Source organism: Nocardia sp. NPDC005998 (assembly GCF_040614395.1).
In the GTDB taxonomy this organism is placed as follows: domain Bacteria; phylum Actinomycetota; class Actinomycetes; order Mycobacteriales; family Mycobacteriaceae; genus Nocardia.
Genome location: NZ_JBEXUI010000002.1, coordinates 77,251 through 94,609, shown reverse-complemented (window position 1 = coordinate 94,609; position 17,359 = coordinate 77,251). Strand labels below are relative to the sequence as shown.

12 protein-coding genes and 1 pseudogene are annotated in these 17,359 nt (G+C 67.0%); 5 read left to right on the top strand and 8 right to left on the bottom strand.

The features are described from left to right. Positions 1-38: 38 nt before the first annotated feature. Complete coding sequence (locus tag ABZ293_RS04050; protein WP_355177229.1) at positions 39-1,994, bottom strand: acyl-CoA dehydrogenase family protein; 1,956 nt, start codon at positions 1,992-1,994, stop codon at positions 39-41. A 249-nt stretch (positions 1,995-2,243) separates the two neighbouring features. Here ABZ293_RS04050 and ABZ293_RS04045 point away from each other — a divergent pair, with 249 nt between their 5' ends. Further along, complete coding sequence (locus tag ABZ293_RS04045; RefSeq protein ID WP_355177228.1) at positions 2,244-3,614, top strand: serine/threonine-protein kinase; 1,371 nt, start codon at positions 2,244-2,246, stop codon at positions 3,612-3,614. 12 nt (positions 3,615-3,626) lie between these two features. Beyond that, a pseudogene (locus ABZ293_RS04040) lies at positions 3,627-3,740 on the top strand (hypothetical protein); the annotation flags it as partial. Positions 3,741-3,766: 26 nt separating this feature from the next. On the opposite strand, the gene ABZ293_RS04035 reads toward ABZ293_RS04040, so the two are convergent. Together ABZ293_RS04035 and ABZ293_RS04030 are read right to left on the bottom strand one after the other, a co-directional pair. Further along, positions 3,767-4,234, bottom strand: a complete 468-nt coding sequence (locus ABZ293_RS04035; RefSeq protein WP_355177227.1) for a helix-turn-helix domain-containing protein — start codon at positions 4,232-4,234, stop codon at positions 3,767-3,769. A 114-nt stretch (positions 4,235-4,348) separates the two neighbouring features. Next, the gene (locus tag ABZ293_RS04030; RefSeq protein ID WP_354959704.1) at positions 4,349-5,530 is read right to left on the bottom strand and encodes an ATP-binding protein; all 1,182 of its coding nucleotides are present in this window, start codon (positions 5,528-5,530) and stop codon (positions 4,349-4,351) included. 209 nt (positions 5,531-5,739) lie between these two features. On the opposite strand from ABZ293_RS04030, the gene ABZ293_RS04025 reads away from it, so the two are divergent. From ABZ293_RS04025 to ABZ293_RS04015, 3 genes are all read left to right on the top strand, one after another. Next, positions 5,740-6,009 (top strand): hypothetical protein, encoded by a 270-nt coding sequence (locus ABZ293_RS04025; protein ID WP_355177226.1) that lies wholly within the window; start codon positions 5,740-5,742, stop codon positions 6,007-6,009. 456 nt (positions 6,010-6,465) lie between these two features. Then, entirely contained in the window at positions 6,466-7,071 is a 606-nt protein-coding gene (locus ABZ293_RS04020; RefSeq protein ID WP_355177225.1) for an NlpC/P60 family protein, read from the top strand. 2 nt (positions 7,072-7,073) lie between these two features. Continuing rightward, positions 7,074-7,481, top strand: a complete 408-nt coding sequence (locus ABZ293_RS04015) for an RNA-binding S4 domain-containing protein (RefSeq protein WP_355177224.1) — start codon at positions 7,074-7,076, stop codon at positions 7,479-7,481. A 94-nt stretch (positions 7,482-7,575) separates the two neighbouring features. Here ABZ293_RS04015 and ABZ293_RS04010 read toward each other — a convergent pair whose 3' ends face one another. Genes ABZ293_RS04010 through ABZ293_RS03990 form a run of 5 tightly spaced genes read right to left on the bottom strand, consistent with a single transcriptional unit; the run spans position 7,576 to position 17,238 of the window. Beyond that, positions 7,576-8,712 (bottom strand): cation:proton antiporter, encoded by a 1,137-nt coding sequence (locus tag ABZ293_RS04010; protein WP_355177223.1) that lies wholly within the window; start codon positions 8,710-8,712, stop codon positions 7,576-7,578. Then, positions 8,709-9,101: a hypothetical protein gene (locus ABZ293_RS04005; protein WP_355177222.1), complete on the bottom strand. Its 393-nt coding sequence runs from the start codon at positions 9,099-9,101 to the stop codon at positions 8,709-8,711. The genes ABZ293_RS04010 and ABZ293_RS04005 overlap by 4 nt, the downstream gene beginning before the upstream one ends. A gap of 30 nt (positions 9,102-9,131) precedes the next feature. Continuing rightward, positions 9,132-10,856: a fatty acyl-AMP ligase gene (locus ABZ293_RS04000; RefSeq protein ID WP_355177221.1), complete on the bottom strand. Its 1,725-nt coding sequence runs from the start codon at positions 10,854-10,856 to the stop codon at positions 9,132-9,134. Next, complete coding sequence (locus ABZ293_RS03995; RefSeq protein ID WP_355177220.1) at positions 10,853-16,972, bottom strand: SDR family NAD(P)-dependent oxidoreductase; 6,120 nt, start codon at positions 16,970-16,972, stop codon at positions 10,853-10,855. Before ABZ293_RS03995 ends, ABZ293_RS04000 begins: the two co-directional genes overlap by 4 nt. Further along, the gene (locus ABZ293_RS03990) at positions 16,969-17,238 is read right to left on the bottom strand and encodes an acyl carrier protein (protein ID WP_355177219.1); all 270 of its coding nucleotides are present in this window, start codon (positions 17,236-17,238) and stop codon (positions 16,969-16,971) included. The genes ABZ293_RS03995 and ABZ293_RS03990 overlap by 4 nt, the downstream gene beginning before the upstream one ends. Positions 17,239-17,359: the final 121 nt, after the last annotated feature.

Below are 17,359 nucleotides of genomic sequence, written 5' to 3'. Positions count from 1 at the left end.
CCCCTGCCACGGGGGTGACGGCTCGTACCGACTCCGGCCTAGGTCCCCGCGTGACTGCGGGTCGACGGCAGGAACGGTCGCAGCAGGTTTGTCTCGGTCGACGGACCCATCTGCCATTCCGCGATCCACGGTCCGGTGCCCTCGCTCGGATCGAAGACGCCATCCTCCAGCCACTGATAGCGGCCGTCGAGGACGCCGCGGGTGAGGGTGCGATCGTCGTCGTCGGTGTTATCCCACAGCGCGTCGAACAACTTCTTCACCCGAATCCGCGACTGCCTGCTGAAGGTATCGGCGAGTTCCTCGGCGGCCTTGGCCTCCGGTGCGCCGGCGGTCCGCGCTGCCTGCGCCCGCACGCAGGCGGCCGAGATCGCGAACAGTTCGGCGCCGATATCGACAATGCGACCGAGGAAGTTCTGCCGGTACTCCAGACCCGCCTGCCAGCGCGCCATCGCATACATCAGCGACCTGGCCTGTTTGCGGGAGCTGCGCTCGACAAAGCGCAGATGCCGGGCCAGCGGTCCGAATTCGGCATAGGTCGCCGGTACCGTGCCTGCGCCGACCGCCAACTGCGGGAACCACTTGGCATAGAACCCACCCGCGCCGACCGCGGCCTTGGCCTTGTCCTTCAACTCGGCGTTCCGGTCGACCAGCGCACCGGCGGCGGACATGTGCGCATCGGCCATCTCCCGAGCGATCAGCAGGCGCATGATCTCGCTGGAGCCCTCGAATATGCGGTTGATCCGCAGATCCCGGACCAGCTGCTCGGCCCCGACGGCGCGCTCACCGCGGGCCCGCAACGAGGCCGCCGTCTCATAGCCGCGTCCGCCGCGGATCTGTACCAGTTCGTCGGCGATCTGGCAGCTCATCTCACTGGCCCAGAGTTTGGCCAGCGCCGCCTCGATACGGATATCGTTGCGGCCCTCGTCGCACATGGTGGCCGACAGGTCGAGCGCCGCCTCGAGTGCGTAGGTGGTGGCGGCGATGAAGGAGATCTTCTCCCCTACCGCGGCGTGTTCGCCGACCGGACGACCCCACTGCACCCGCTGCGTGCACCACTGCCTGGCGATCTTGAGTGACCATTTCGAGGCCGCCGTGCACAGCGCCGGTATGGCGAGTCGTCCGGCGTTCAACGTGGTCAGCGCGATTTTCAGGCCGTCGCCCTCACGGCCGACGAGATTGCGCTTTGGTACCCGGACATTGTGCAGGCGGGTTACGCCGTTCTCGATACCGCGCAGGCCCATGAACGAATTGCGGCGCTCCACGGTGATGCCGGGCGAATCGGCCTCGACGATGAAGGCCGAGATGCCGCCGCGGTGCCCCTCGCTCTTGGGTATCCGGGCCATCACCACCAGCAGTTCGGCGACCACGCCATTGGTGGTCCACAGCTTCACGCCATTGATCTCGTAGGCCTCGCCGTCCTCGGTCGGGGTGGCGATGCTGGCCATCCGGGCCGGGTCGGAGCCGACATCGGGCTCGGTGAGCAGGAATGCGCTGACCGCGCCCGCCGCGCAGCGGGGCAGGAACTCGGCCTTCTGCTCCGCGGTGCCCGCCAGCTTCAGCGGTTCGGGCACGCCGATCGACTGGTGCGCCGAAAGCAGTACCCCGAGGCTGGGGTGCGCGGAGCCGACCAGCATCAGCGCCCGGTTGTAGCCGACCTGGGAAAGCCCTTGGCCGCCGTACTCCTGCGGAATCTTGAGGCCGAAGCAGCCGAGTTCGGCCAGGCCCTTGACGTACTCGTCCGGAATCTTGGATTCCGCCTCGATGACGCTGCCGTCCAGCGATTCGCAGAACGGCCGCAGCCGGGCCAGATAGGCCTCGGTGCGCGCCGCGTCCTCGGCGCTCGGCTCGGGGTACGGGTGGATCAGATCGAGCCGGAACCGGCCGAGAAACATCTCCTTGGCGAACGATGGTTTGGCCCAGCCGGTTTCGCGGGATTCCTCGACCAGTGCGCGGGCCTGTTCTTCGGTGGCGTCGACTTTTGCGGTAGTCGCCATGATGTCCTCCTCGGACGTGATCAGGATCACATTAGAGTGTAGGAGGGTTTGTTACCGGCCGGTAGATGTTGAGGTAGAGCGTTATCTATCGATCGCTAATGATCTTGATTTAGCGGCAAATGGGCCGCTAACGCTTGCCGGGCGCCGGGCGGACAGATTGTCTTGACACCGGGTTCGGAATGTGGGGTAGTGGCTGATACGTGCCCGGCGACGGCGGCGACGTGGCCCGTATTCCCTTGGAGGGCAGGGATGTTATTGCGGCCTGGGCAGGTGTTCGCGGGCTATTCGATTGTGCGGCCCCTCGGATCCGGCGGAATGGGCGCGGTCTATCTGGCCGAGGATCCGGCGCTACCGCGACAGGTGGCGCTGAAGGTGCTCGCCGAAAACCTCGGCGCCGATCATCGCTACCGCAGCATCTTCCGGCGTGAGGCCGATCTGGTGTGCCGCCTGGACCATCCCAATGTCGTCTCGGTCTACAACCGGGGTGCGGAGGGCGAGGTCCTGTGGATGGCGATGCAGTATGTGGACGGCACCGACGCGGGTGAACTCATGCGCAAGGAACCGACCGGATTGGCGCCGAAGCGGGCGGCGCGCATAGTCTGCGAGGCCGCCAAGGGGCTGCATCACGCGCATGAGCAGAATCTGCTGCACCGCGACGTCAAACCATCGAACATCCTGGTCGCCGCCGGTGCCGAGGGCGAGCGCGTGCTGGTCGCGGACTTCGGGCTGGCGCGCACCCTCGAGGAGGCCGCCACCGTCACCGAAACCGGTTGGCGCGCATGTACTCCCGCCTTCGCGGCGCCGGAGGTGCTGGCAGGGCGCGCGGTGGATCGCCGGGCGGATATCTATTCCCTCGGTGCGACCCTGCTCGCGCTGCTCACCGGATCGAATCCGAACGGCCACGGACCGACGCCAGCAGGGACCCGAACCGTACGGGACAATCCGCAGCTCACCCGGGTCCGGCCGGATATACCACCGGCGCTGGACGACGTAATCGCCCGCGCCATGGCGGCGGATCCGCAGCGGCGCTATAAGACCTGCACGGAGTTCGCGCGGGCGGTGGAACTGGCGATCAGCGATACCGAGCGGTGGCCGCATCGGTGGGGGTTGTCCGGTCTTGCTCGTGCTCCGCGCGGCCGTATCGCCGTACTCGGTGGCATCGCCGCCGCACTGGTGGCCGCGGTGACGACCGCTGTCTGGCTGATGCCCCATCGATCCGATGGGGCGGCCCCGGTGGTGGTGTCGAAGACGAGCGCTGCGCCGCCCGGGCTGCTGCGGTGCTATTGGCGCGTGCGAGTCCCGCTCGGCACCGACTTCTATCTCGAATTGCCCAGCGGGGCAGCCGATCACGACGATGCGCACTGTGTCCTCAATGAGGGCGATCGTGGCGATTCGGTGGCCGCCCTGCGGCAGGCGCTGAACATGTGCCACGGCATCCAGCTGGATGCGACGACGGTGTACGACGCCCCGATGAAGCGCGCCATTCGGCATCTGCAGCTCGACTACGGTGCCGCGGTCGACGGCATCTACGGCCCGGAGACGCGGGCCGAAGCCGTCCAGTGGCCGGTATTTCGGGTCGCCGACGGTGCCTTCGACGGCCGCTGCGCCCCGGCGCCATGACCGTGCTGCGACGCGACCGCCGATCACGGGCAGGTGCCGCAGGTGGTGTTCACCGCGCTGGAGGTCGCCCCGGTCGGGCTGACCGAGGCGGCGGCACGCACAGCGGGCTACGCGGTCGAAATGGTTCGAGGTGTGACGACAGGTTCTAGTTGTCACTTGCGGGTCGCATCTGCCACCGAGGCATCGTGTCGACCCACCTTGCGAACTTGGGTGGTCGCCGCGGTCACGAGCTTGCCCTCGTGGTTTTCGGTGCGCAGTTGGGCGACGGGGCTGCCGTCACGGTCGACGAGTGTCGAGTGGGGTTCGTTGCTGGTGAAGGCGTGGCGTTCGCCCCATTGGCGCAACGCCACGACGACGGTGAATAGGTCCTGCCCGGCTTCGCTGAGTTGGTAGCTGTGCCGCTTGCCGCCGGGGGTGGTGCTCGTGGTGAGGATGCCGTGTTCGACGAGCCTGCGCAGGCGGTCGGTGAGAATGTTCCGGGCGATCCCGAGCCGCTGCTGGAATTCGGTGAAGGTCTGGCCCAGCTCACCGGCACCATCCGCACGGTGCTGCGAGTGCGCCCCATCCTCGACCGAACGGCGCCCATGCAGTGCGGAAGATGATCCGATGGGGGAGTTCAACGCTACGCATCCACCCAAGTTATCCAGTCGCCCTCGGATCGACCCGGGTGACAACCACCGCAGGGCAACTGCGACTACCGGTGTCCACTTCCCTTGCCGTACCGAGTCGTTCGGCTACACGCTGCGCAGATAGCGACCGAAGTGCGGCACCGTGAACCCGATGGTGCCGCGCTCGGCCGAATAGATCAGGCCCTTCTTGATCAATCCGTCGCGGGCCGGTGACAGCGAGGCGGGTTTGCGGCCGAGTTCACTGGCCACCGCGGCGGTCGGTACCGGACCGTCATCGCCCGCCAAATCGGCCATGGCGCGCATATATTCGCGTTCGGCGGGAGTGGCGCGTTCGTATCGGGAACCGAAGAATCCGACGGCGAGTTCTTCTTCGGCGCTCGGTGCCGCCACCTCGACATCCTCGGCGGTAATCGGGCTCTCCGGCGCCTGATCCCAGGCGGCCTTGCCGTAGGCCTGCACGAAGTACGGATACCCATCGGCCCGCTGGTACAGGGCATCCAGGGCGGCCTCGGTGAATTTCACCTCCTCGCGCTCGGCGGGTGCGATGAGGGCGAGGTCGGCGGATTCGCGGTCCAGCCGATCGATGCGGTGGTAGCTGAACAGACGCTCGGAGTAGCTCTTCGAGGCCGAGAGCACCGCGGGCAGGTGCGGAAGTCCGGCACCGACCACGATCAAAGGCGCGGCGTCCTGGCTCAATTCGTGACAGGCGCCGCAGATGGCGGAGATATCGGCCGGTCCGAGATCCTGCATCTCATCGATGAACACCGCGATGCCGACGCCAATATCGCTGGCCAGTCCGGCGGCCTCCTTCAGCAGTTCGATCAGATCGATCTCGATATCGCCGGAGTCGGCGCGACCGGTCACCGCAGGGACATCGATGCCGGGCTGCCAGCGCTCCCGCATGCCCTTATCGGCGGTGGAGCGCAGCGCGAAAGCCTTGAGTATGCCGAGGAAGTCGTCGACGCGCTCCTGATTGCGGTGCGCCATGGCGATGGCACGCACGGCCATATGCAGTGCCGAGGACAGCGGGCGGCGCAGTTCCTGATCCGGTCGTGCCTCGATTTTGCCGGTACCCCAACCGCGCGAGACGGCGCCGGAACGAAGCTGGTTGAGCAGCACGGTCTTTCCGACACCGCGCAGTCCGGTGAGCATGACGCTGCGCTCCGGCCGGCCGCGCGCGATCCGCTCCAGCACGATGTCGAAGGCCTTGAGTTGCTTATCGCGCCCGGCAAGTTCGGGTGGGCGCTGTCCGGCTCCGGGAGCATACGGATTCCGCACGGGGTCCATGCCCAGACACCGTAGCGCGTCTCGTCAGCCGAATCTGGCCATGTATACGGCGTGTCCTAGATATTGCTAGCGAACCATCGCAGTGTTGAATGGAGCGACCTGCAAGCAGTCGCTCACAACGTAGTTATTGCACTATTGCTATCGCCACGAAAGTCTCTACGCTGGTTGCGGTTCGGTATACCGTCCAGTACCGGATGGAACGGAGGGGCATGTCCGAGGAATCGACTCCCGCGACCACCGCCGAAGTGGTCGAATCGTGGAACGTTCCGGTCGGGGCCACCGTGGCCGAACGCATCCGCTCCAACATTCTGGTCGCGATCGAGCGTGGCTATGACGATCCGCAACTCGTCGCCGATCTCGCGGTCGGGCCGCTGGTGATGGCACTGGGGCAGCTCGAGGTCGGCTTGGCCGATGCGCGGCGCCGCATCGATGAACTCGAGCGTGCGCTGGCGCAGCGCGGCGGCCCGGCCGAGGAGTAGTCGGCGCCGAATCCCGTGGGCGCGGTGTCTGATCCGGTCGGCACTCCCGATTCGATAACTCGCGTCGCGCCGCCGATACCGAGTTGTGACCATCCGGAAGTTTTCCGACTCCGGCCGCTCGTCCTGGGGTTTTTCGATCATCCGAGAACAACCTGTGCTGTGCGCTGGACAACATCGCGTCCGGGTCGTAATCTCTTCGTGACTTAGTGGAGTCTGTCGGTTCGTCAGAGAAGCGGCGCCACTGAGTCACCGCCAAAACGGCTGTCGGGACCAATGATCCCGGCCGTCGTACCGGGACCCAGAGATTCAACTGGGAGTTGGGGCCGATCTGCCGGTCCGAACCGACAGCTGACCCGGTCGGCGGGAGAGCAGAAAGATCGGAGATACGGCTCGGTGGGTAAACACAGCTTGCAGCGGGAATCGCGGCTCCCGAATTCAGTCAAGGGTGCGCTCGTCATGGGAGCAGTGGCCGCATCTACCGGTGCGATGCCCGCGATCCCCGCGATGGCAGCCACCATCAACATCCCCGGTATCGGTGATTTCGACGTCCCGGTTCCGCAGGAATTCGAACAGCAGGCCCAGGATCTGGGGCAGCAGCTCACCCAGGCGCTGGCCTCGATGCCCGCCGCGCCTGCGCCGCAGACCGCCCCTGAGGCCGGCGTGCCGAACGTCCCCGGCTTCTTCACCCCGGGTATTCCGCAGATGTTCCACCACAACACCGCCAGTGACGTCGCGCTGGACGCCGCCAAGTCCAAGGTCGGCGCCCAGTACTCCTGGGGTGCCTCGGGTCCGTTCAGCTTCGACTGCTCGGGTCTGGTCCAGTGGGCCTACCGTCAGGCCGGAATCGAACTGCCGCGTACCAGCTTCGAACAGTCGCACGTCGGTGCGCCGGTCGCCTTCGAGAACCTGCAGCCCGGCGATATCGTCGTGACCAACGGTGGCGGCCACGTCGGCCTGTACGCGGGCGACGGCAAGCTGCTCAATGCGGTCCAGTCCGGCCAGCCGGTGTCCTACACCCCGCTGCGCCCCGACATGGTTGTGACGGCACGCCGTATGGTCTAAGGGTGGCACCCGCCCAACCGACTACCAAGAACACCGCCCCGACACAGGCCCGTGTGGACTCGTGGACGTGGGCGGTGCGTCTTTTCAAGACCAGGTCCGCTGCCGCGGAGGCCTGCCGCGGCGGACATGTCCGGGTGAACGGTGTTGCGGCCAAACCGGCCCAGCATGTTCGCCCGGGTGATGAGGTGCGGATTCGCGTCGGCGGTATCGAGCGGATCGTCATTGTCGAGCGCATCGTCGTCAAGCGCGTCGGCCCGCCGATCGCCGCACAGTGCTTGATCGATCGCAGTCCGCCGCCACCGTCCCGGGAGATTCTGGCGGTCGTGCCGCGCCGCGATCGTGGGTCGGGTCGGCCGACCAAACGGGAGCGCCGCGAGACCGATCGTCTGCTGGGTCGCACCGAGGGTTGAGCCTCATTCGTTGGTGCCGCCGCGGCTTGATCCAGCGGCTGATATCCAGGTTCGCGAAATCGGTTGTCGCCTGGGCGAGCTGATGGTTGCGGCGTTACTTTGCGCGGGTGGTCGCGGCCGCGATTCGGCTGGCCGCGAGCGCCGCCGCGGCGATGGTGCACAGTGCGCCGAGCATCATGGCCGATGCCTCGCCCGGCACCAGGACGTGCAGTTGCGAGCCGACCGTGACGGCGGCGACCGGGACGCCGACCTGCGCCGCGGCCAAGGTGCCGAATGCGATCGGCTGTCCGGCGATGCGGGTCGTGAGGTGCGCGAGAACCGCACCGATGCCGAGAGCCAGACCGAGCACGATGAGCCGAGGGTGGTCGCCGAACTCACGCAGGTTGAGCCGGGCACCCAGCCAGACGAAGAACAGCGGACCGAGAAAGCCGTCACTGATGGCGAAGAGTTGGCGGGCGACTCGTCGCGGCTCGCCGACCCCGGCGACCGCCAGTCCGGCGGCGAATCCGGCGAGCATGATCGACACATGGGTTCGGGTTGCCAACGCGCACAGGGCGAACAGCACCGCGAGGCTGACCCGCAGTTCCAATGCGAACCCGCGATCCTCGGACAACCGATGCACCCGCCGCCGCGTACCCGATAGTTCCAGCTGTCGCAGCACCACGAACAGCACGGTGGCGGCTGCCGCGACCGCGATGGCGCCGAGTGCCGCGCGACCTGCGTTGCCGGGATCGATCACCAGCGGCAGCGCCACCACGCAGGCGATATCGGCGATTGCCACCTGAGCGGTCAGGGCCAGCACGGGATTACCCTGCAGACCGAGCGAATCGACAATGGGCAGCACCAGTGCCGCCGATGAGGACGCCATCAGCACCGCGTAGACCGCGCCGTGTCCGGTATCGAACCAGCGGGCAATGCCGAAACCGGCCGCGGTGGCGAGCGATCCGACCAGCACCGCCCGGATCGCGCCCCTGCGCAGTGCGGAACGGACGGCCGGATCACGCACCGGAACATGGCTGCCCGCCACGAACATGACGAGCGCGAAACCCATATCGGCGAGGAAGGCGAACAGGGGGTCGGTGGCGTGCAGAATGCCGAATCCGGTGGTGCCGAAGATGATGCCAGCGGACAGTTCGCCGAGGATCACCGGTATATGCCAGGCCTGCCGCAGTGCGAGCAGCGGGCCGCACAGTCCGAGCGTGATGACCAGGGCGAGGGTGGAGAAGGTCATCGCGGCATGGCGGCAATCTTCGCCGGAATGGCGATATTCTCATCGGCCCAGTGGACCGCGCAGACCCGGTGGTAGCCGTCGGCGATCACCATCGGGACCTCGGTGCGGAAGTCGCCGCGCACCAGCAGGATCGGCGAGAGCGACTTACGATTGTTGATCTTGATGAGATCGCGCCGGACATACGGATTTTCGGGCGAGACCAACTCGAGTCGGGCCGCTCGCAGGATGTCCTTGGCCTTCTTGTGCACGATCGGGGCGGTGCGCAGATCCGCGACAACCGCATCGACGATATCCGGTCCGGCGAGCAGTTCCAGATAGTCGGCGGCCGCCGGATAGTCGTGCTCATCGGGCTGGTCTTTCCATGTCACGGGGAGGATTTCGGTCGACATGGCGCCCATCATCGCGCTCGACGCACCCGATCAGGGGGACATCGGCGGGGTGTTTCCGCAGTGCTCGGGCCGGGTCAGGTGGCCAGCGCCGTAGAGTGCCCGGCATTCGCCGCGGCGCAGTTTGCCGCTGGTGGTCTTGGGGATCCGGCCCGGCTGCACCAGGACGATGTCGCCGGGAGTCACCTCGTGTGCGGTCGCGATGGCATTGCGGATCCGGCGGCCCAATGCGGCCACCTCCGCTGATCCGGCCGCCGGATCGACGAGTTCGGCGACCACCACCAGATCCTCGCGGCGACCGTCATCGTGTCCGAATGCGGTCACATGCCCGGCCCGCACCTCGGGCGCGCAGTCGGCCACGGTGGTCTCGATATCGGCCGGATAGTGGTTGCGGCCGTCGATGACGATGAGATCCTTGAGTCGGCCCGCGACATAGAGTTGGCCCTCGTACCAGAAGCCGAGATCGCCGGTGCGCAGCCAGGATTCGTGGCTGCCGGACAGCGTGGCGCCGAAACTCGCCGCGGTCGCGTCCGGATTGTTGTAGTACCCGGCGCAGACATTGGGGCCGCGGACCCAGATTTCGCCGACCGTGCCCGTCACCACCTCGATCCGTTCGGTCGGCTCCACCACCGCGACCTGCTGGCCAGCGGGAATGCCGCAGCCGACGAGCGGTATACCGGTGCGTGCGGGTTGTGCGGTGCCCTGCGCCAAGGCCACCCGATCGAAGCGGTGCGAGACGGGCTCATCGAGCACACCGCAGATGGTGACCGGAAGTGTGGCCTCGGCCAGACCGAATCCCGGAGTGTGGGCGTGATGCCGGAAGCCATTGGCGGCGAAGGTTTCGGTGAAGGCGGTCAGCACCTCGGCTCGGATCGGTTCCGCGCCGTTGAGCAGCGCGTCGAGTGCGGATAGGTCCAAATCGGCGCGTTCCTCGGCGGTGGTGGCCGAGACCGCGAGGGCCAAGCCGAAATTGGGGCAGCCGGTGGTACCTGCGTGGTAGTCGCTGAGCGCACGCAGCCAGCGGATGGGGCGCTTGACGAATTCGGCGGGCGCCATTGTCACGCCGGGTACGCCCGCGTAGAGCGGTAGCGAAAGGGCCAGCACCAGACCCATATCGTGGAAGAACGGCAACCAGGACACGATCGGTTTGGTGCGTACCGCCGGTACCGCCGTCCACAATTGATCCAGTGCCGCGGCGAGATTCGCGTGCGTCACCTCAACTCCGGCCGGGGCCTTGGTCGAGCCGGAGGTGTACTGCAGGTAGGCCGGATCCGTTCGGATGGCATCGACAATCGGGTCGGCTGATGCGGTGGCATCCGGCTCGACCTCCAGCACCCGACCCAATGCTCGCCCGAAGATATCGCCGGTAGTGGTGTCGGCGGCCGAGATCAGGCTGAGGGCTGGGCAGGCATCGGCGAGTACCCCGTCGAGCCGGGACCGATTTCTGCCTCCGGTGGGTGGGAACAGCGGTACGGCAATGCGATTGCTGTATAGACAAGCGAGAAAGGCGACGGCGTAGTCGATTCCGTGGGCGCAGAGGATTGCCACTCGGTCGCCGGGATCGCTGGTCGCCCTGAGTCTTTGGGCTAGAGCACCCGCTGCGGCGTGCAGTTGCCGGTAGGTCAGCGTGACCGGCTCGCAGTGCTGTCCGTGATAGCGCAACTCGGTATAGGCGGAGCTGTTGGGCTTTGTCCGTGCCCATTCGGCGATTCGGGCGGCCAGTGCATTGCGGGGCGGTGTGGTGTGCGGCGAAGTCACGGCAGTTCAGCGGATTTCGCGGCGATGCGTTCGGCCAGTGCGGCACCGAGTGCGGTGATGGTGGGGTGTTGGAATAGTTCGGCGGTGGAGATCCGGATATTGAGCCGGGATTCGAGGTGGCGGCGCATCTGAATGCCGAGCAGGGAACTCAGGCCCAATTCATTGAAATCGGCTTCGGGATCGAGATGTTCGGAGGTCAGGTCGAGGGTGGCGGCCAGCACGGTGCGGATGGTCGTGGTGAGCGGTTCGACCGGATGGTGTTGCGGGGGTGCCGGATTCGTCGATGCCGGTGTCGTCGGCTGATCGGTGAGCAGGTTGCGCAGGCGGATGGCGACCGGAGTCGAATCCGTCGTCGGTACGTAATCGACCGCGAGCAGGTACGGCTGGTCGTAGTGCATTGTCTGAGCGAACAATTCGGTGCCCCGCGGGATATCGAATGCCGAGATTCCAGCGCGTCGCAAATGTGCCGCGCCACCCGCGGCCGCGGCGAGTCCCGAATCCCAGATTCCCCAGCCGATGCTCAGCACGCGCCGACCCGGATATGCGCGGGCGAGTGCGTCCATCGCGGCATTGGCACTGGCGTACGCGGCCTGACCCGGCGCGCCGAATGTGCCGGTGGCCGAGGAGAACAGCAGGACGAAGTCGGTCGGGTCGGTGGCGGTGAGTTCGATGAGGTGGCCAGCGGCAATCAGTTTCGGCGCGAACATCCGGGCGAGCTGACCTGCGGTGACGGCCTCGAAGGCGGCATCCTCGAGTGCTCCCGCGGCGTGGATGACGCCACGGATGGTGGATCCGCATTCCCGGACATCATCGAGGGCGTTGGCGAGATCGCTGCGGTCGGCGGCGTCGCAGCGCATCACGACGATTCGATCCTCGAGTCCATCCAAGATCGCGGGCACCGGGCGGGGCGCGCGGGTGAGCACCACCACGTCATGGGCACCGGCATCGAGTAGCCAGCGCACCACGACCGAACCGAGCGCACCCAGGCCACCGGTGACCACGTAGGTGCCATTGGGATCGATGGATATCGGGGTGGCCGACCGGGGACGGGCGGGTACGAAACGGCGTGCGGCGACGGCACCGCCGGTGATGCGGAGTTCATCGGGAAGCGCAGGCGCGGTGGCTGCCGCCGTGGCCGCGTGGACGATGAGGTCGCATAGGCGGGGCACCGCGGTTTCCGCTGCATCGGTCCACAGCAGCCGCACCTCGCGGCCGGATTCTAGCTGCATCGAGCGAACCAGTCCGGCCACGGCCATCGGCACGGTGCCCGGCGAGGATGGTGTCGGGCGCCGCGCTGCAGACGGGGAAGCGGGCGGAGCGGTCGCGGTTTTCGGGCGGGAAGCCCGTCGAAAGTCCGGCGATGTCGGCCCGAGCTGGCGGTTTGCCGACGATGCTGTGTGGTCGTCGAGCGGGTGGTCGGAACCGTCATGCGGGAGCACGATCGTCAAGGATGCGGTGGCGTCTTCGGATTGGACGCGTTGCAGCAGATCGAGTATGCGCGCGGTGGTGGTCACGATGCTGTTCGTGTGTCCGTGACGGTCGGATTCGGGGGGCGCGCCGAATCCGGTGGGCCAGACCACGACCACCGCGGTGCGGGCAGAGCCGGTGCGGGCGGCGAGGACGGCGGAGACGATCGGCCCGGCGGCATCCGGTTCGCGGGCGACCCGTTCGGTGGGCAGTGTGCGGTCGAGCGCCCTGGCCAGCCGGACCGCGAGCGGGGATTCGCCGATCACCAGGGCATGCTGCGGTTCAGGGTGGCGCTGGACTCGGTCACCGTTGCCATCGGACGAATCGTGGATCTCGAACGGTATCCACGCTTCGTGGCGGAACGGGCCGACGCGTGTGCTCGATTCGGGCCGCAGCGGCAAGGTCGCGAAACGGATCTGCACACCCGACAGTGCGAGCACCGGAACCCCGTGCTGATCGGTGCCGATAATGTCGCCGGTCAGCCCATGGGGCGATCGATCACGAACGAACGCGTGGGCTTCCAGCAGCACCAGCTCCGGTTCGGCAGAAAGCCAGGCGGATTCGATGCCGATCGGCAGTGCGACGGCATTGTCGGGCAGGTGGTCGTGGCCCGCGGCGGCGAGCAGGTGCAGGCAGCCGTCCAGGATCGCCGAGCGGTGCGGTGATGCGCCGTCGTGGGGTGCGGCGGCGAACGAGCCCACCGCACAATCGGGACCGGTCTCGATGCCGCGCAGCGTACGGAAGCCGGGACCGTATTCGAGGTGATGTGCGCGCAACGAGTCGTACAAATCGGCGGGCGCGAGCATCCGCATCCTTCTGCGCGCGGCTCGATTTGCGTCGACCACCCGCATCCATGCGACGATATCCCCGGGTGTGGGGTCACCGGCCAGCCGTGCCGAAGCCAGCGTCCCGGCGCCTGTGACCTCCGCCTGTAGCTTCCCACCACCGGTGTTCCGGTAGGTGACCGCCGACAGCGCCGCCAGATCGGTTCGATCGTGCACCATGAAATCAGCGATCGCAGTCGATATATGCCCGGCCCGAGCCAGCTCGAGCAACCTGCGCAGCCAGAAGACCGCCGGGACCGTCGGTACACCCTGCACCACATGATCGTCGAGATCATCTGCAGGGAACTCGGATTCGGCGAGGACCACGTCGGATGCGCGCACACCGCTGGCAGCTCGCTGGTCTGCGACACGGATACCGGCGGTACCCGAATCGCCAACGGTGCGATGGTCGATATCTGTAGCAATGCCGTGTCTGACGGCGGGACCTGCCGTGGTGCTGCCGTTGATCCCGAGGCTGTTGTTGATCCGCGGGCCAGCGGTGGTGCCGTCGTCGACACCAGTGGCCGAAGCGATGCCGTCGTAGACACGGGGGCCGGTTGTGGTGCTGTGGTTGGAATCAGCGCCCGAACTGGTGTCGCTGTTGACACTGAGGCCGGAAGTGATGCCGTAGTCGACACCGGGGTCGTTAGCCGTGCTGTAGTTGGATCCGGTGCTGGAAGTGGTTCCGTCGTTGGTGTCGCGGCCGGATGTCGTGCCGCTGGCACCAGGGCTGTTTGTGGTGCTGTGGTTGGTATCGGTGCTGGAAGTGGTTCCGTCGTTGGTGTCGCGGCCGAATGTCGTCCTGCTGGCACCAGGGCTGTTTGTGGTGCTGTGGTTGGAATCAGCGCCCGAAGTTGTGCCGCTGTTGATATTGGGACCGGAAGTGGTGCCGTAGTCGACACTGCGGCTGGAGGTTGTGCCGCCGTCGATACCGGATCCGCTAGCGGTGCTGTGGTTGGAATCAGCACCCGAAGTTGTGCCGCTGTTGATATTGGGACCGGAAGTGGTGCCGTAGTCGGTACCGCGGCTAGAGGTTGTGCCGCCTTTGATGCCGGATCCGCTAGCGATGCTCTGGTTGGTACCGGTGCTGGTAGAGGTGCCTCCGTTGACACCGGGACCGATTGCGGTGCCCCGGTATCCAGCAGCCCTGGTATCGAGTGTGGTGACCAGCGGGAACTGGCGTTTGACCCACTGCCGCTGTGGCGGTGCCGCTGTGAATGGTCCGCTCGCGGCCCAGTTCACCTGTCGGCCTTCGAGGTAGAGTTCGGCGACGCAGGTCAGGAAGGCTGCGGCCTCGTCGTCGCGCTTGGTGGCCGCATGGGTCGCATCGGCGAAATCGGGGTATTCCCGAATCGCGGGTATCAGCACGGGATGTGGGGCGATTTCCAGTACCGATGTGAAACCGTCCTGCGCGGCTAGTTCCAGTGCCGCCGCCAGTTCAACGGTCCCCGAGGCATTTTCGGCCCAGTAGTCGGCATCCATCGCGGCCGTGGTGATGGTTTCACCTGGGCGCGCCGTGGAGTAGACCGGCACGGATGGCACCCGCGCGGTGAGTGCGGCGAGCGCGTCGACGAATTCCGGAAGTAGCGCGCCGACCTGTGGACTGTGTGCGGCGAAGTCGACGGCGATGCGCTGCGCGAACATCTTTCGCCGCCCGGCGCGCCGGATCAGCGCGTCGATATAGCGCGGCGCACCGGAGATCACCACCGAACGCGGGCCATTGATCGCCGCGATCGCGACGGTCGCATGCAGCGGCTCCACCAGCCGCGCCGCCTCATCCGGTGTCGCCTCCAGCAGCGCCATGGCGCCGTGTCCATCGAGCCGCGCCAGAATCCGGCTGCGCTGCACCGCGACTCGCGCCGCGTCCGCAAGCGATAACGCACCACTCACGGCCGCACCGGCGACCTCACCGAGACTGTGCCCGACCACCGCATCCGCCTCGATGCCCCATGCGGCGAGCAATTCGGCCAGTGCCACCTGAAATGCGAAGATCGCCGGTTGCACGAGTTCCGTGGCGCCGGTGCCATTGCTCGCCGACGCACTGCCGAGCGCGAATCCATTGCGCGGCGTCCACACCCGTGCTCCGCCCGCCGCGACAATCGCATCCGCGGCGTCGGTCAGCGCCTTGGCGAATACCGGATAGCGAGCCGCCAGTGCCCGTCCCATTCTGGCGTGCTGACCGCCCTGCCCGGAGAACAGGAACAGCATCCCACCCCGTCGCCGCACCGAACTCGTGCCGATCACTCCCGCACCGGAGGCGCCGTCCGCGAGTGCGCGCAACTGAGTCGCCGCGTCGCCGCGATCGTGGGCCAGAATCGCGGCGCGGGCGAGTTCGGGTATCAATCGCGATGTGGCAGAGGCGAATTGCCGAAGGATGTCGGTATCGCCCTGCCCTGTGTCAATGGCGCCGGCATCGGAGTCCACGCCGAGGTGCGCGTCGGCACCATCGAGCAACTCAGCCCACTGCTGTGCCCGCGTCCGCAGTTCCGCGATATCGCGGCCGGTGACCGGAATCAGCACGGGCGGTTCATAACCCCGATACCGCTCGGGTTCGATCCCGCGCAACACCACGTGCGCATTCGTCCCACCGAATCCGAATGAGCTGACCCCTGCGCACCGCGCACCCACCGGCGTCGCGGTCCAGTCGATCGGCTCGGTCGGCACCCGCAGACCCTGCTCGGCAAGCCGCAACAGCGGATTCTCGGTGTGGAAGTTGATGGTCGGGGCGATCACACCGTGCCGGATGGACAGCGCCGCCTTGACCATTCCGGTGACACCGGCCGCCGCCTCCAGATGGCCGATATTGGATTTGATCGAGCCGATCCAGGTCGGCTCGGCGCCGTCCCCGACCACGGCCGCGAGTGCGCCGACCTCCACCGCATCACCCAAAGGCGTTCCGGTGCCATGGCATTCGATGTAACCGCTATCGCGCGGTTCGAGTCCGGCCCTGGCCCATGCGGTCCGAATGGTGTCCTGCTGGGCGCGACCATTCGGCGCGTACAGACCATTGGATCGCCCGTCCGACCCGACCGCCGCGCCGAGGATTTCCGCGTACACCCGCTGCCCGTCCCGCAACGCATCCGCGGTGCGCCGCAACACCACCACGGTGCAGCCGTCACTGCGGGAATACCCGTCCGCCGCGGCGTCGAATGGTTTACTGCGCCCGTCCGGCGCGAGGAATCCACTGTCGGCCAGGTACTCGGAGGTATGCGGCAGCAGCGTGAGCTGGACCCCGCCGACGATCGCCAAGGGCACCGCGTCATCGGCGAGCAGACGCATCGCGAGATCCACCGCCGCCAGCGAGGACGAGCACGCGCTGTCCACCACCAGACTCGGTCCGTGCAGGTCGAGGACATAGGAGAGCCGGTTGGCGATAATGCTGAGCGCCGAACCGGTCACCGCGTACGGCGCATCGTGCCCGCCCCGGCCGAGCACCGCGATGCCGTGATCGAAGGCGCAGGCGCCGAATACCACCGCGGCCCCGGAACCCCTGGTGCGGTAGCCGATTCCGGCATCGTCGATGGCCTCGACCGCGACCTCGAGTGCCAGCCGTTGCTGCGGATCCATTAGCGCGGCCTCCCGGCCGGAGATGGCGAACCAGTCGTTATCGAACGCGTCGATATCCGGGAGGTATCCGGCGCGGCGCATGCCGAGCCGCCCGGGCGGCGGTGCGCCGGTGGCATCCCGGCCCGCCAGCAGCATGCGCCAGAATTCGGTCACTCCAGCCGCGCCGGGCACCCGGCAGCCGATTCCCACGATCGATACCGGCGGATAGGGCTGGATGGAAGCGGGCTGGCCTTTCTGATCTGTGGGCGGGGTAGTCATCGCATCGCGAGATGCTCGACAAGCTGCTCGATATCCGGGTGGTCGTATAGGGCGGTAAGCGAAACCTCGACGCCCATGGCATCTTCCAGATGTGCCGTCAGCCGGGCCAGCTGCAGTGAGCTGAGGCCGAGATCGCTGAACGGCGCGCTAGTGGACACCGTGGCGGCGTCGACATCCAGTAGGTCGGCGACGGCGGTGACAGCTGCGGTCAGTAGCGCCGCGCGCCGCGGGACAACACTGTGCCCGCGCGGAAGACCAAGCCCCATCCGTCCTCCTACCCCTTGCCCCGAGGGCTGGGTGCCCCCGCGCCGTACCCCCTGCGATTATGCCGTAGAAATCGACGCGAGCAAGACCTCTCCGTCGACCAGGACAGGCGGGTGAAGTGTC